The organism is Bacillus cereus group sp. MYBK95-2 (assembly GCF_051915225.1).
GTDB lineage: Bacteria > Bacillota > Bacilli > Bacillales > Bacillaceae_G > Bacillus_A > Bacillus_A cereus.
The window spans coordinates 561803-576091 of record NZ_JBQAEH010000001.1; the positions used below are offsets into that span (position 1 = coordinate 561803).

The following is a 14289-nucleotide window of genomic DNA, read 5'->3' on the forward strand; positions in this document are numbered from 1 at the left end:
CATAACATGTTTACGCTTTCTTTTTAATACATTTTCGTAGAATTTCTCATTTTCTTCACACTTCTATTGTAATCCATTCTGCAACGAAGTGCTAATTTTTTTATGATTTATTTCTTCATATTAAAAATAAAAAGTAGCTCTAAAGAGCTACTTTTTATTTTACTTCTATTGTTTCTTCTTTATGTTCATGCAATTCGCCTTTTCTTACATGTACTTTCACTTTGTAAGCACCGTTCTCTTTGAAAGTATGTTTCGTTTCATACTCTCCTTTATTCCCTTCTTTCGCTGGAATAAATTCGTGTTTTTCAACACCATCTTTCCAAATCTCTAGTTGTACTTCAGCACCAGTTAATGCTTCTTCTTTTTGCTTTAAATGAACTTTCATTGTAGATTCAGCATTTGCCTTTATGTCTCCAGCCATAAGATGGATCATTGTGTCACTTTTATGATCTCCATGTCCTGCACTGTGATCACTATTTTCTTTTTTCGCATCTTCTACTTTCGCATTTCCTACAGCAACTTTCACTTCTGGCATAACGTGCATTTCACGTGCATTTGTGTGAGCAATAATATGGTATACTCCATCCGTTTCGAATGTTTTCTCTACTGCATAAACACCTTTTCCTTTATGCTTACCATCTAACATCTCGTGCTTTTCGTCGCCATCTTTCCAAATTTCAAACTTTACATCATCGGCATCCGTTACTTTTTCTTTCCCTTGTGTAACAAGTGCTTGTACTTCTGTTTTTTCACCTGGTTTAATTTCTTTCGGATTTGTTTGGACTGCTACTTTTACAGCTTCAAGTTTCTGTTCTTTTTTCGGTTCTTCTTTGTTTGTATTACAGCCAGCCAACGCTAGCATCGCGATAAATAAAGTTATAATCAGTTTTTTCATCATCATTTCCTCCTTTATACTTTATTTAGTATAGAGGAAATACATTGTAATATTCTAGTCTTCTGCTGAAAACAATATACGAAATGTTTGTGAAGTTTCTGTGAAACGGTCTTCCCCTCTTAATCTATGAAAGAAAGAGCATAGTAACTATGCTCTCGGATGAAACTGTTTATATACATCTTTTAATCTAGTTTTTGAAACGTGCGTATAGATTTGCGTAGTTGAAATATCTGCATGTCCAAGCATTTCTTGTACAGCACGTAAATCTGCTCCATTTTCTAATAAGTGCGTAGCAAACGAGTGACGCAACGTATGAGGTGTAAGTTCTTTTTCAATATTTGCCTCTTTCGCTAATCGTTTTAATATTTTCCAAAATCCTTGTCTTGATAATCGATTACCATGATGGTTTAAAAAGAGTGCATCTACTACTTTTTTCCCCATTAATTCTCTTCTTCCTTTTTCAATATACTTTTGAATCGCTTCCGTTGCTAAACTTCCTAGTGGAATAATTCTTTCTTTATTCCCTTTCCCTATGCAACGAACAAATCCCATCGTTAAATGTACATCTTCTAAATTGAGTGCAATCAATTCTGAAACACGAAGTCCTGTCGCATACAGTAACTCTAGCATCGCCTTATCACGAATACCAAAAGCACTTGTCATTTTTGGTGTTTGAAGTAACGCCTCTACTTCATCAACTGATAATACCTTTGGTAATTTCCGTTCCCCTTGTGGCGTTTCAATATGTACGGATGGATCGTGTTCTACCGCTCGTTCACGAAGTAAAAATTGGTGGAACGAACGAATTGATGCGATATGACGCGCCAATGTTTTCGAAGATTTTCCGTTCTCTTTTAAATACTGCAAAAAGTTAACAATGTGTAAACGGGTCACTTCATGAAAAGTTTTCGTCTGTTCCACATTTTGCAAATACTTTACGTAGCTTTTTAAATCCCGTTCATAAGATACTACTGTATTCTTTGCTAATCCTTTTTCGACAACCATATAATGAATAAAATCTTTTAATTGATCTTCCACTCTACACTACTCCCCATTTTCATAGAAAAACATCATTCTATTTACGAAAGCATCCTTTGCCGGTTCTTCATTCCCTGATACTTTTTCTACAGTCTCTTCTTTAGGTTTTTCATAACGATGATAGCTTTCATATTCTTCATTTATCCATAGTATAGCGAAATAAAACAAAATCGTACAACTTGTAAATAATAAAAATACTTTTATTCCATCAAAAGTTAATTTTAAAGCTCGGCGCATTGTAAATTCCTCCAAAATATAAGTTATTACAACATATGCCAAGCTTTCACCAATTTATACCTTATTCAAATAAAAAACCTCTTCCTAGATAAATAGGAAAAGGTTATTTTTCATCCGTTTCATTTTCTTGACAATTTTTACAAATCCCATGGAATGTTAAACGATGATCTTTCACCTTAAAGCTCCAGTCTCGTTCTACTTTCCTTTCCACTTCACCAAGTAAATCTTCTTGTATTTCTTGTACAGCACCACATTGTGTACAAATCAAATGATGGTGGAAACGCTGCGCACCTTCTTGGCGTAAGTCATAGCGTGAAACACCGTCTCCGAAGTTAATCTTATCGACAACTTTTAACTCAGATAATAGTTCTAAAGTTCGATAGACGGTTGCTAATCCGATCTCTGGCGACTTTTCTTTTACAAGGAGGTAAACATCTTCTGCGCTTAAATGATCTTCTTCATTTTCTAGCAGCACACGAACTGTTGCTTCACGTTGCGGTGTTAATTTGTAGCTCGCTGCATGTAATTGCTTCTTAATTCGTTCAATTCTTTCTTCCATTCGGTACTACTCCCTCCTCGCCACTCTTACACCATTATATCAGAAGAAGGGCTTCTGTCAAAAGAAAAAACAATAAAAACAAATTGATAATTATTCTCAAAAAGTATTTATTTTTTATTAATAGCCTCAACGACTTCTTTCATTAAAACTGGTGATGCGTAAGCCTCCACACTAGAAGCAAGTGCTAACACCACTCCAATTACGAGAAAGAAGCATGTATAACGGATTAATAATGGTAATAGTGGCTCGGTTATTTTTCTAATAAATTGATGCCTAATCATCCGTAAAGAAAAACTTGCAGCAATGGTTGTCATAACGAGAAAGACTGGAATGATAATTAAATTTTGTGGCAAAACAGATACAAATGCTAATAATAGTCCATTCCATCCATGCTGACTTACTAAAAAACCAACTGTAAATCCAACGACAACTCCTTTTACAAATAATAAAATAAAAATAAGTGGTAATCCAATAATTGAAATTCCTAAAATCCAAATAAATCCGATGTATTTTAATTGCGAAAAGTAACTTTCTCGAAACATTTCGCCCGCAATGGCAAATTCTCCTTTAGAGACTTGTCCAAAAAAACGTTGTAAATAAAATGATAAATCTTGTTTTTGATTGATTTGTAAACTATTCACGAGAATGGCTCCGAATATTACTCCCATCAATAATAAAACAGCGTTAAATATATATAATGAAGAGTTTTCCTGTATGTGAGACATTACACGGTCTTGCCAATTTTTTCGCCACATTTTTCTTCCCTCCGTTCACACTCTTATTAAAAATGTATGAAAGAAAGAAAAAAGTATGACGAATTAACATTGAAATTCCGCTCTACTTTGCTAAACTAAAAAGTAGAGAATAGGAGGGATTTCTCTTGAAACCATTATTATTAGATTTTCCAACATTATTTCAAACTGAACGCTTGCAAGTTCGTAAACCATTTCCAGGTGATGGTGCAGAAGTATATGAAGCAATCCAAGCTTCTCTAGAAGACTTAGTACCGTGGATACCAATTAACGCTGAAACAGAAGAGAGTGCTGAAGAAATTGTTCGCGAAGCTCACGGACAGTTTTTACTTCGTGAAACACTTGATTTTCACTTATACGATAAAGTATCTGGTACATTCATCGGAGCAATTACACTAAAGCCTGAAAACTGGGATATTCCAAAGTTTTCACTTCACTTCTGGCTACATAGTGCCTATACAAAACAAGGCTATATGACCGAAGCTGTTAAAGGTGCAATTCAGTTCGCCTTTGATAAACTAGGCGCTAGAAGAATTGAAATTCGTACTGATGCAACAAATATAAATGCATGTAGCTTAGCAGAACGTCTAGAATTCATTCTAGAAGGGACAATGGAAAATGACTTCCTAGCACCAGATGGTAGCTTACGTGATGCACGTGTATATGCAAAAATCAATTAAAAAACACTCGCCTTTGGCGAGTGTTTATTTTTGTAGTTGTAAATATTGTACTGCAAACATCGTCTTCGCATCATGAATACGAAGATCTTTCATAAGAGTAATCGCTTCTTCTAACGATACTTCCATTAATTCCACAAACTCATCTTCATCTAACTCAGCTTTATTTTCTTTTCTTGTCAAACCTGTCGCTTTATATACATATAAAATTTCATCTGCGAATCCTGGAGATGTATAGAAAGAAGTAATGAGCTCCATATTTTCACATACATATCCTGTTTCCTCTTCTAATTCACGAACTGCTGTTACCTCAGGTTTTTCACCAGGTTCTAACTTGCCAGCCGGAATTTCTATAATCGCCTTTTCAAGTGCTTTACGATACTGCTCAACAAGCACAATTTTCCCCTCATCAGTAATAGCAATAATAGCAACTGCACCAGGGTGATTTACAATTTCACGTTTACTCATTGCTCCATTTGGTAATACTACATCATCAACACGAACTTTTATAACTCTACCATCAAAAATTGGCTCAGTTTTTACTGTTCTCTCTGCAAGATTACTCATACTACTTCATCTCCCTGTTCTATTTCCTATTCTTTCCTCATACATTTTACCACATTGAAAGGAGCGTGATAGAAATGAAAGTTTATATTTTACCAAATCGCGTCACTTTAGTCGGAAAAGCATGGCAAATTCGCCATAAGCTAAAGCAATATAGCAAAGAGTATACAACTGTACAAGAGTGGATTACAGCAAATAAAGTGAAACATTAATCATGCTTTTACGGGCAGTTAATGCGAAGCGAAAAGTAAACGTTTGTCAACCTCTTTTCCCTCTCGTACAATAAAGGTAAGGAGGTTGACCTATGAAAAAACGTCAATTAGGAAACTCAGATTTGTTTGTTACAGAAATGGGCCTTGGCTGTATGTCTCTCGGTACATCTGAAACAGAAGCTATGCATATTATCGATGAAGCGATCGATTTAGGAATTAATTTTTTTGATACAGCAGATTTATATGATTACGGATTAAATGAAGAATTTGTTGGAAAAGCCTTGAAGGGAAGAAGAGACCAAATTGTACTTACAACGAAGGTTGGAAATCGTTGGACAGAAGAAAAAAATGGCTGGTCTTGGGATCCTTCTAAAGCTTACATAAAGACTGAAGTAAAGGAAAGTTTACGTAGACTTCAAACTGATTATATTGACCTTTACCAACTTCATGGCGGAACAATTGAAGATCCAATAGATGAAACAATTGAAGCTTTTGAAGAATTGAAAAAGGAAGGTATTATTCGCCATTACGGTATTTCTTCTATACGCCCAAATGTCGTTCGTGAATATGCAAAACGCTCAAACATCGTTAGTGTACTAATGGAATATAACCTTTTAAATCGTCGTCCAGAAGAATGGTTCCCCCTTCTAAATGAACACCAAATTAGCGTCATTGCCCGCGGGCCACTTGCAAAAGGAATTTTAACTGACAATAATGCAAGAAAGATAGAAAGAGTAAAGGAAAAGGATTATCTCTCTTATTCTTACGATGAATTACATGCAACTCTAGCAAGTGTAAAAGAAATGATTGGAGAACGCTCTTTAACAGGAACAGCTATTCAATATTGCTTACATAATAAGACTGTTGCAGCTGTTATACCTGGTGCAAGCTCTCTTCAACAATTACAGGAAAATATACGAGCTAGTCAACAGTTACCTTTAACGAAAGAAGAATATATACAACTTCAAAAGATTGTTAAATATGACACATATGCTTTGCATCGTTAAAAATATCGAATTACCGATAAAACAGAAGACTGTCTCCAGTATTAGGAGACAGTCTTTTTTATAACGTATCATATTTATCAGGATTCGTTCCTACATGTAAATCACGATTCAACGTGTTAATTTGACGTATCTCTTCTTCAGTTAGTGCAAAATCAGAAATAGTAAAGTTTTCTTTAATACGAGATGGTGTAACAGATTTAGGAATTGTAACAATCCCGCTTTGAATATCCCACCTTAATATAACTTGTGCAGGTGTTTTTTCATATTTGTTAGCAATAGCCTGAATGATTGGATGCTGGAATACTTCTCCGCCCCTCATTAACGGACTCCATGCTTCCATTTGAATTTGCTCATCTTGACAATAATTTCGCAACTCAAATTGCGTCAACATCGGATGAAGTTCCACTTGGTTTACCATCGGCTTCACTTTGCAATTTGGTAATAATAGTTCTAAATGATGTTTATGAAAATTAGAAACACCAATCGCACGCACTTTACCTTCTTCATACAATTTCTCTAAAGCTCGGTACGTATCAACATACTTCCCTCTTACCGGCCAATGTATTAAATATAAATCTACATAGTCCATTTGTAATTTTTTCAAACTCTTTTCAAACGCCTCGAGTGTCTCCTCATATCCTTGATCGTCGTTCCATACTTTTGTTGTAATAAATATATCTTCTCTTGGAATTCCTGATTCACGTATCGCCTCTCCGACACCGCTTTCATTTTCATATACAGTTGCTGTATCAATCGAACGGTATCCAACTTCTAACGCTGTTTTTACTGCTTGCTTTACTTCGTCTCCTTCTTTCGCTTTATATACGCCTAGACCAATCATCGGCATTTTCACGCCATTATGAAGTGTAGTTGTTGGAATATGCACAGTCGTCTCCCTTTCATTGTTACATTTTTTATAAGCCACAATTTTATTTCAACAAGATTCATCCCAAAAGTCAAAACATACGTACAGTTTACATAACACTTTTATATAGCTAAAAAATAGCGTGAACTCATTCATTCACGTTATTTTTTCTCCATTCTTTCGCTTTTTCATCCACATTGCGCACAAACTCATTTTTTCCTTCCGTATATAACGCGCCATCATATGTATACTTTTCGGCTAATTCTTTCTTTAAGGTTGCATATGCCTCTGCTTCTTCACAATGAGCCATCATATAATCACGAAATGCTAAATGCCTTACTATCTCTGGATTTCCTTTTTCAAACACGTGTAAATGATACGAGCGTTTTTCTTCAGTTCCATGAATAAAATATCGGCGTCTTGAAATACCATTTTCCCCTTTTACGATGTAACCAAGCTCTATAAATCGTTCATTCCACCCATCTACTCTTTCGATATTTTCTACTTCCATGATCATATCAATAATAGGTTTAGCTGCCAGTCCGGGAACTGACGTACTTCCAATATGATAAATTTTTACCGTTTCTGGCATCGCTGATTTTAATCTTTTAGCCTCCATTTGAAATTTTTCACTCCAATGGTTTTCATGTGGAACAACGACAATTTTTCTCATTCTAACTCCCCTTTTCTTACAAGCTCGTCAAAAAATGATCAGTGGTATTTCACTGATCATTTTTTTATTATTTAAAGTCTTTCCAAGTAAGGTTACTTTCACTTAGCAGTTCTTCAAATGATTTATTCTTTTCACGTTCTTTTTGTTCTTGGCGCTTTCTTTCCAGTTCAGCTGCCTCTTTTTCCTCTTCCCTCACTTGCAACTCTTTCTTCTTACTCTTTAATTGTTGCATGAGTGAATCATTTAATTGATCGCCTAATGTAAGTGTTTCTTTCTTTGGTTGATTCACTTGTGATTGTCTTTGCATTTGTCTTTGTTTCTTTTTCTTCATGTTACTCACCTTTTACTTTTTTCTCCATTATAGTAGATACACAATGAAATCGACAATAAAAAAGGGTCTTTACTCTATTATTCACTTTTTGTAAATATGTTAATTTTTCGAAAAGACTAAATTTTTATGTAGCTATAATCCTATGAATCTATTAAAATTATGTCGTATGATGTCAGATTATAAAAAAGGAGAATTATATTATGTGGAAAAAAATTATTCCTGCCGTTGCTGTTTTAAGCACCATTACTTTTTCAAGCGTATTTGCCGCTCCCCCATCTCAGAATCCAGCTGAACAAAACCGCTACATAGACGTACAAATGCTTGGTATTAATGATCTCCATGGACAACTAGATACTGTTAAAAAAATCAATAATAAAGAAGCTGGTGGCGCTGATTACTTAGCTACTTATTTAAAAGAACATAAAAAACAAAACCCTAATACACTTCTCGTACATGCTGGTGATATCGTCGGAGCTAGTCCACCAGTTTCAGCATTATTACAAGATGAACCGACGATTGAATTTTTAAATGACTTAAAATTTGATGTCGGTACAATCGGGAACCATGAATTTGATGAAGGCATTGATGAAATGAAACGCCTCATTTACGGTGGATATCATGAAAAAACAGGAAATTTCAAAGGGGCTAACTTCCCCTATGTAGCTGCTAATTTCTATAACAAATCAACTGGCCGCTTATTTTTACCACCATTTACTGTAAAAATGGTAGATGGTGTTCCTGTAGGATTCATTGGGGTTGTTACAACTGATACACCAAATGTTGTTATGCCTACGATGCTTAACAATGTACAAATTACTGATGAAGTAGAAGCAATTAATAAATCAACACAACAATTAAAACGCCTCGGCGTTAAATCTATCGTCGTTCTTGCTCATGTCGGTGGAACAACCGATGAGTCTGGGGTAACAAATGGCGATCTTACTCGAATTGCAAATGAAACAGACCCAGAAGTTGATGTTATTTTCGGTGGACATAGTCATACGTATGTAAATGGTACAGTAAACAATAAACTAATTGTCCAAGCAAATTCATACGGAATGGCTTTCTCAGACGTCGATGTAACAATTGATCGTAAAACAAAGGATATTGTAAAGAAAAAAGCTGAAGTTGTTACAACGTATCATGAAGGTGTAGAACCTGATAAACAAGTAAAGAAAAAACTAGATCAATATAAAGAAAAAATCGCACCACTTGTAAATGAAGTGGTCGGAAAATCTACAGCACCTATCGACCGTAAACAAAATGATGCTGGTGAGTCCACTCTTGGAAATTTAGTTGCCGATGCTCAGCGTCAAACGATGCAAACTCAAATCTCCCTCATGAATCCTGGTGGCATTCGTAATGACTTAGATGCTGGTGATATTACGTGGGGTGAGTTATACGGCATTCAACCTTTTGGAAATCAATTGATTAAAGTAGATTTAACAGGTCAAGACATTCGCGATATTTTAAATCAGCAATGGCAAAAAGGAACAACAAGAATGCTTCAAATTTCAGGTATTCAATATACGTGGGATGCAAATAAACCAAACGGTGAAAAAGTTACAAATATACGTTTAACAAACGGAGAAGAATTATCTCCATCTACAACGTATAGCGTAGTTGCAAATGCCTTCTTAGCTTCTGGCGGTGATGGATTCGTATCATTTAAAAATGGTAAAAATGCAGAAACTGGGCCAAACGACTTTGAAGCGTTAGTCAATTACGTAAAACAATTAAAAGAACCAATTCAGCCAGTTATTGATGGAAGAATTCAAAAAGTAAATTAAGTGTTTCTCTAATAATAAATTTCATTTTTCACGTATAAAGGATTTGTACTGATCCTCTATTTTATACGTAATATACATCATAAAAAGGATACTCGTTCTTCTAATGAACATAGTATCCTTTTCTTTAGTTATCAAAATGTGATGTTTTGTCAACTTCATATTGCTGTAAAAATTGTTGCAACGCCTCTTCTACAAGTTTAGATTTTTGAATTCCTTTCGATTCTGATATAAGGTCCAATCTTGCTAATATTTCTGTATTAATAGAAAAGGTTCGTCTCTTTTTCTCTGTACTTTTACTCACAATTGGTGCAATTACTTCGTCTCTTTTTCTTAATAACTCATAAATGCTTTGTAATTGCTCATAAATTAATAATTGATAATCTGTTTTCTCATATTGAAGGGCGGTCGCTTCTTGGAGTTGTAAGTGACGTGGTTCTTCTCCATCTCCTACAAAAATACGTTTCTTCTGCTCTCCATCATATTCGTATCCAATCAATCTTAATTTCTTCGATAATGTATACGGGCTTATTTCAAGACGTTTTGCTATAATAGCGATGGATTCACGTCTATTTAAACCATCTATAATTTCTCCAATCGTCACAATTTCCCTCCTCCCGTGTTGAAATGACACTAGTATGGTATGTTACAATGATTTTCTAACAGTATATGCAAAATGAATAGCCTGTGCGATTCATACGATTTCACAAAAGGAGGTTTTCAATATGCTTTTTCGTAGCTACACCCCTCAGTTCTATAACGAAAACAAACAACTCATTCCTAATAGTATCGCTACGATAGAAAGCGTTATAATTAATAATCGAAAACAAACTCTCCTTATGCGTGGACAAAACGTAGAGCAACCTATTTTATTATGCTGTCACGGCGGACCTGGGATGGCACAAATCGGATTTATTCGCCATTTTCAAAAAGAATTAGAGAAGCAATTTATTGTTATTAATTGGGATCAGCGCGGAGCTGGTAAATCCTTTTCAATGAAAGATTTCGGAGCAAATTTCACAATCGAACAATTCGTTTCCGATGCAAAAGAAGTGATTCAATATGTACTTAAAAAGTTCAACAAACAAAAACTATTTCTCGCTGGTCATTCTTGGGGAAGTATTATTGGGCTTAACATAGCACATCAATATCCAAAGTATATCGAGGCTTACATCGGTATTGGGCAAATTGTACATATGAAACAAAATGAAGAATTGCTATATCAACATTTAATTCATTCTGCAAAAAAACATGATCATAAAAAAGCATTAGCTTCCCTTTTAAAATTAGGCAAACCACCATTTTTAGATACGAGACGTCTCATTATTCAAAGAAAGTGGCTTGGCACATTTGGAGGCGCAATCCAAAACGGATCTTCCTTTTCTTTCATACGAAAAGGTTTCTTTTCTCCCGAATATACGCTATTAGATTGGTTCAAGTTTCTCGCAGGAAATTTAAAATCTGGCATTTTATGGGAAGAAATGCTGACAATCGATTTCTTTTCTTCTATCTCAAGTTTATCTATTCCAGTTTATTTTTGTTCTGGTCGCTATGATTATCAAACTCCTTATGCACTCGTTCAGGAATATTGCGATATTATTGAAGCGCCTATAAAAAAGATGATTTGGTTCCCAAATTCAGCACATTCTCCTGATTTAGAAGAACCAGAATTATTCGCTAATTCTTTACAATCAATTAAACAAGAGCTAGCTTTTCAGCATTAGTAACAAAAGGCTCTTTTACATTTCATAGAAAACATTTTATAATAATATGTCGCAAGTATGTATAAACATAGCAAAATGTTTCATATTTACTTGTCTTAACAGAATAAAAATTTAGGGAGATTACATTTATTATGAACGCTGTACTCGTCGCAGTAGCAATTATGCTATTGCTTAGTTTGTTACGTGTCCAGGTCATTGTCGCCATCATTGTTGGAGCTTTAACAGGCGGACTTATCGGCGGACTCGGTATTTCAGAAACGATTAACACTTTTACAACTGGTCTTGGAAACAGTGCTCCAATCGCTTTAAGTTATGCAATGCTTGGTGGTTTCGCTATTTCCCTTTCCAAAACAGGACTTCCAGATGCTATGATTCAAACTGCATTAAAATGGATTGGCAATGAACAAGACACGAAAAAACAAGTTTATTCTAAAATACTTATTTTATTCATTATTTTAACGATGGCTTGTTTCTCACAAAATGTGATTCCTGTTCACATTGCTTTCATCCCCATCTTAATTCCAGCACTTTTAAAAGTATTAAATGAGCTGAAAGTGGATCGCAGACTTGTCACATGTATTATTACATTTGGATTGATTACTCCTTATATGTGGATCCCTGCAGGGTTCGGAAAAATTTATCATGACGTATTGCAAACCAACGCTGCGCAAAGCGGCCTTACATTTGATGTCACACTTATTCCAAAAGCAATGACTATTCCAGCAATCGGTATGATTATTGGATTATGTGTAGCGGTATTCATTACGTACCGAAAACCTCGTACGTATGAAACAGAACAAATTCATACTACCGAAAATGAAATCGTTCCCTATACAAAACGTAGCATTACTTTCGGGTTATTATCTATCATTGCTACATTAACTGTTCAATTAACAACAGAATCAATGATTTTCGGTGCTTTAGCAGGTATTATCGTCTTATCAGTTAGTGGCAGTCTACCACTTAAAGAAGCAGATGCGATATTAACAAGCGGAATGCGTATGATGTCCTTTATTGGCTTTGTTATGATTGCTGCCGCTGGATTCGGCGCTGTTCTTCGAAAAACAGGACATGTTGAATCTCTAGTGCAAACGAGTGCACATATAATCGGAAATAACAAACCACTCGCTGCATTTCTTATGCTCGTTATTGGACTTCTCGTTACGATGGGAATTGGTTCATCCTTTTCAACCATCCCTATCTTAACAACCATTTTTGTACCTCTTTGCATTCAGCTTGGATTTAGTCCAATGGCCACAATTGCAATTATCGGTACAGCCGGAGCACTAGGTGACGCAGGATCTCCAGCATCGGATAGTACCCTTGGACCAACATCCGGTTTAAATGCTGATGGTCAGCACCATCATATATGGGATACATGTGTACCCACTTTTCTACATTACAATATACCGTTACTTATATTTGGCTTTATTGCCGCAATTACATTATAAAAAGGTGCGTATAAAACGCACCTTTTACTTTTTTATTTTTCCTTTTAATTGTTGAAAAGCTACTTTTCCGTTATCTTTGACATAGCTTTCAATTGTCGGTAGTGATGAACCTATCCATTCACACTCTATACTCCCATTCGGTCCAACAATTTTTAATTTATCTGGTATATGTATATTTAGAAATCTCGCTGACCGAATTAACTCAATAGCAATCTGATCACTTGAGGCTACAATTCCATCTATATACGGATTGTTTTGCAATAATGTAATAAATTGTTTATTTGTATACCCTTGTACACATTCTTCTCGATAAGAGATTCCTTCATCCCAAACAGCGTCTAAAAACCCTGCTATATGATCTTCCATTTCTTCACTTCTTTCTCCCTCACCGAAATATGCAAGAAAGTGACACCCTTTCTCTTTTAATAAAGAAACAGCTCTCTGTCCACTTTCATAATAATTTCCATGTGATTGTTGCTCATCGATCACAACAAACGGAAATGGAATTTCTCCTACACTTTTAAAAACTGCTCTCGTCAAAATAACACCTGCAATGTTATTTTTCTTCAGCATATGTATGTATCTATCTTTATTCTCTATATTACAAATAATGATTTGATAGCCTTCTTTATATGCTATTTCCTCAATACAATGTAGCAAAGTGATGTTTGATTGGTTACATAAATTATCTACAAGTAATGCAATTATCGTTGAATTCTCTTTAAATAGTGGCTTCGCTGCACTGTTTGGCCTATAACGTAATTCTTCAATTGCTTCCTTTACTTGTTTTACTGTGTCCTCATGAACGTATCCTTTTTCATTAATAACTCGTGAAACGGTTGCGACTGAAACACCTGCCAATTTTGCAACATCACGTATAGTTGCCACATCGTCACCCCTTAATATGGTAATAGATTACAATTTTACGGTAACCTAAATTACACTATCCGTCAAGATTAATAACTCATATTTCTGAAAATTGTTACATCATTTCACTAAACGATACTCCAACTGAATTTCATGTAAAATTGGGATATTATCATATCCCATACGTGGAATTTCTTTCTTTATTTTTCGTGCCTCCTCTACCGCATTCACATATAAATTAGTCATTACAAAATTACGTTTTTGGTAAAATCGTAACGCATTCATATTATCATTTGTTGTAATGAGCCAAACCTGTCTGCACCGTTCTTCTTCTGCAACTTGTAATACACAATCCACAAGTTTCGTCCCTATTCCTTTTCTTTCTTCAAAGCTATCTAGCGATACAATTTCGCATATATTTCCGGTCACTTCATACGTTATAATTCCGATTATTCTGTCATCTGAGAGCGCAACAAATCCTGGCAACTCTTCTAACTGATGTCCCTTACCACGTGAAACCATCAATGAACTTCCCCAGTTCTCACACATGAACATTCGGATTGTTTCTTTCATCGCTGGCGTAATTTTTTGTATATGCAACATTTCCTATTTCTCCCCTTTTATATCATTGTGATACAATATAAGTGTAT

Annotated in this window: 18 protein-coding genes; 6 read left to right on the plus strand and 12 right to left on the minus strand. The window is 35.1% G+C overall.

Annotation, left to right across the window (positions count from 1 at the left end; genetic code table 11):
- Nucleotides 1–154 precede the first annotated feature (154 nt).
- From ACTFN4_RS02790 to spoIIM, 5 genes are all read right to left on the minus strand, one after another.
- A complete protein-coding gene (locus tag ACTFN4_RS02790; RefSeq protein ID WP_000733456.1) occupies nucleotides 155–895 on the minus strand; it encodes a FixH family protein in 741 nt (246 codons plus the stop codon).
- A 147-nt stretch (nucleotides 896–1042) separates the two neighbouring features.
- Nucleotides 1043–1933, minus strand: a complete 891-nt coding sequence (xerD, locus tag ACTFN4_RS02795; protein ID WP_000390088.1) for a site-specific tyrosine recombinase XerD — start codon at nucleotides 1931–1933, stop codon at nucleotides 1043–1045.
- Nucleotides 1934–1939: 6 nt separating this feature from the next.
- On the minus strand, nucleotides 1940–2170 hold the full coding sequence (locus tag ACTFN4_RS02800) for a YqzK family protein (RefSeq protein ID WP_001250432.1): 231 nt from the start codon (nucleotides 2168–2170) through the stop codon (nucleotides 1940–1942).
- 103 nt (nucleotides 2171–2273) lie between these two features.
- Entirely contained in the window at nucleotides 2274–2729 is a 456-nt protein-coding gene (gene fur, locus ACTFN4_RS02805; protein ID WP_000392657.1) for a ferric iron uptake transcriptional regulator, read from the minus strand.
- 107 nt (nucleotides 2730–2836) lie between these two features.
- Entirely contained in the window at nucleotides 2837–3454 is a 618-nt protein-coding gene (spoIIM, locus tag ACTFN4_RS02810) for a stage II sporulation protein M (RefSeq protein ID WP_013142149.1), read from the minus strand.
- A 155-nt stretch (nucleotides 3455–3609) separates the two neighbouring features.
- Between spoIIM and ACTFN4_RS02815 the strand changes: the two genes are divergently transcribed.
- Nucleotides 3610–4161 (plus strand): GNAT family N-acetyltransferase, encoded by a 552-nt coding sequence (locus ACTFN4_RS02815; RefSeq protein ID WP_000803479.1) that lies wholly within the window; start codon nucleotides 3610–3612, stop codon nucleotides 4159–4161.
- Between the two features lie 24 nt (nucleotides 4162–4185).
- Here the strand turns inward: ACTFN4_RS02815 and ACTFN4_RS02820 are convergent, their stop codons facing one another.
- Nucleotides 4186–4725, minus strand: a complete 540-nt coding sequence (locus tag ACTFN4_RS02820) for an NUDIX hydrolase (protein WP_000067042.1) — start codon at nucleotides 4723–4725, stop codon at nucleotides 4186–4188.
- A gap of 74 nt (nucleotides 4726–4799) precedes the next feature.
- Here ACTFN4_RS02820 and mciZ point away from each other — a divergent pair, with 74 nt between their 5' ends.
- The gene (gene mciZ, locus ACTFN4_RS02825; RefSeq protein ID WP_000870302.1) at nucleotides 4800–4934 is read left to right on the plus strand and encodes a Z-ring formation inhibitor MciZ; all 135 of its coding nucleotides are present in this window, start codon (nucleotides 4800–4802) and stop codon (nucleotides 4932–4934) included.
- A 92-nt stretch (nucleotides 4935–5026) separates the two neighbouring features.
- A complete protein-coding gene (locus ACTFN4_RS02830) occupies nucleotides 5027–5941 on the plus strand; it encodes an aldo/keto reductase (RefSeq protein WP_000747210.1) in 915 nt (304 codons plus the stop codon).
- Between the two features lie 58 nt (nucleotides 5942–5999).
- On the opposite strand, the gene ACTFN4_RS02835 is transcribed toward ACTFN4_RS02830, so the two are convergent.
- From ACTFN4_RS02835 to ACTFN4_RS02845, 3 genes are all read right to left on the minus strand, one after another.
- Nucleotides 6000–6827: an aldo/keto reductase gene (locus ACTFN4_RS02835; RefSeq protein WP_000547993.1), complete on the minus strand. Its 828-nt coding sequence runs from the start codon at nucleotides 6825–6827 to the stop codon at nucleotides 6000–6002.
- Nucleotides 6828–6954: 127 nt separating this feature from the next.
- Nucleotides 6955–7479 carry a GrpB family protein gene (locus ACTFN4_RS02840; RefSeq protein ID WP_001227190.1) on the minus strand — a complete coding sequence of 175 codons (525 nt, stop codon included), beginning with the start codon at nucleotides 7477–7479 and terminating at the stop codon, nucleotides 6955–6957.
- Between the two features lie 67 nt (nucleotides 7480–7546).
- Nucleotides 7547–7810, minus strand: coding sequence for a YqkE family protein (locus ACTFN4_RS02845; protein WP_000727561.1), 264 nt, complete (start codon nucleotides 7808–7810; stop codon nucleotides 7547–7549).
- A 200-nt stretch (nucleotides 7811–8010) separates the two neighbouring features.
- Between ACTFN4_RS02845 and ACTFN4_RS02850 the strand changes: the two genes are divergently transcribed.
- The gene (locus ACTFN4_RS02850; protein ID WP_000265551.1) at nucleotides 8011–9600 is read left to right on the plus strand and encodes a bifunctional metallophosphatase/5'-nucleotidase; all 1590 of its coding nucleotides are present in this window, start codon (nucleotides 8011–8013) and stop codon (nucleotides 9598–9600) included.
- A gap of 124 nt (nucleotides 9601–9724) precedes the next feature.
- On the opposite strand, the gene ACTFN4_RS02855 is transcribed toward ACTFN4_RS02850, so the two are convergent.
- The gene (locus tag ACTFN4_RS02855) at nucleotides 9725–10201 is read right to left on the minus strand and encodes a ribbon-helix-helix domain-containing protein (protein ID WP_000151928.1); all 477 of its coding nucleotides are present in this window, start codon (nucleotides 10199–10201) and stop codon (nucleotides 9725–9727) included.
- A gap of 121 nt (nucleotides 10202–10322) precedes the next feature.
- Between ACTFN4_RS02855 and ACTFN4_RS02860 the strand changes: the two genes are divergently transcribed.
- Together ACTFN4_RS02860 and ACTFN4_RS02865 are read left to right on the plus strand one after the other, a co-directional pair.
- Nucleotides 10323–11321, plus strand: coding sequence for an alpha/beta fold hydrolase (locus ACTFN4_RS02860; protein WP_000898964.1), 999 nt, complete (start codon nucleotides 10323–10325; stop codon nucleotides 11319–11321).
- A gap of 131 nt (nucleotides 11322–11452) precedes the next feature.
- Entirely contained in the window at nucleotides 11453–12772 is a 1320-nt protein-coding gene (locus ACTFN4_RS02865; protein WP_000994816.1) for a Na+/H+ antiporter family protein, read from the plus strand.
- Nucleotides 12773–12796: 24 nt separating this feature from the next.
- Here ACTFN4_RS02865 and ACTFN4_RS02870 read toward each other — a convergent pair whose 3' ends face one another.
- The gene (locus tag ACTFN4_RS02870) at nucleotides 12797–13660 is read right to left on the minus strand and encodes a LacI family DNA-binding transcriptional regulator (RefSeq protein ID WP_439962055.1); all 864 of its coding nucleotides are present in this window, start codon (nucleotides 13658–13660) and stop codon (nucleotides 12797–12799) included.
- 99 nt (nucleotides 13661–13759) lie between these two features.
- Nucleotides 13760–14242: a GNAT family N-acetyltransferase gene (locus ACTFN4_RS02875; RefSeq protein WP_000902435.1), complete on the minus strand. Its 483-nt coding sequence runs from the start codon at nucleotides 14240–14242 to the stop codon at nucleotides 13760–13762.
- Nucleotides 14243–14289 lie beyond the last annotated feature (47 nt).

Coding starts and splice junctions, on each gene's coding strand:
- ACTFN4_RS02790 (WP_000733456.1), bottom strand. CDS start 895: ATGAAAAAACTGATTATAACTTTATTTATCGCGATGCTAGCGTTGGCT.
- ACTFN4_RS02800 (WP_001250432.1), bottom strand. CDS start 2,170: ATGCGCCGAGCTTTAAAATTAACTTTTGATGGAATAAAAGTATTTTTA.
- fur (WP_000392657.1), bottom strand. CDS start 2,729: ATGGAAGAAAGAATTGAACGAATTAAGAAGCAATTACATGCAGCGAGC.
- spoIIM (WP_013142149.1), bottom strand. CDS start 3,454: ATGTCTCACATACAGGAAAACTCTTCATTATATATATTTAACGCTGTT.
- ACTFN4_RS02820 (WP_000067042.1), bottom strand. CDS start 4,725: ATGAGTAATCTTGCAGAGAGAACAGTAAAAACTGAGCCAATTTTTGAT.
- mciZ (WP_000870302.1), top strand. CDS start 4,800: ATGAAAGTTTATATTTTACCAAATCGCGTCACTTTAGTCGGAAAAGCA.
- ACTFN4_RS02830 (WP_000747210.1), top strand. CDS start 5,027: ATGAAAAAACGTCAATTAGGAAACTCAGATTTGTTTGTTACAGAAATG.
- ACTFN4_RS02840 (WP_001227190.1), bottom strand. CDS start 7,479: ATGAGAAAAATTGTCGTTGTTCCACATGAAAACCATTGGAGTGAAAAA.
- ACTFN4_RS02845 (WP_000727561.1), bottom strand. CDS start 7,810: ATGAAGAAAAAGAAACAAAGACAAATGCAAAGACAATCACAAGTGAAT.
- ACTFN4_RS02850 (WP_000265551.1), top strand. CDS start 8,011: ATGTGGAAAAAAATTATTCCTGCCGTTGCTGTTTTAAGCACCATTACT.
- ACTFN4_RS02860 (WP_000898964.1), top strand. CDS start 10,323: ATGCTTTTTCGTAGCTACACCCCTCAGTTCTATAACGAAAACAAACAA.
- ACTFN4_RS02865 (WP_000994816.1), top strand. CDS start 11,453: ATGAACGCTGTACTCGTCGCAGTAGCAATTATGCTATTGCTTAGTTTG.
- ACTFN4_RS02875 (WP_000902435.1), bottom strand. CDS start 14,242: ATGTTGCATATACAAAAAATTACGCCAGCGATGAAAGAAACAATCCGA.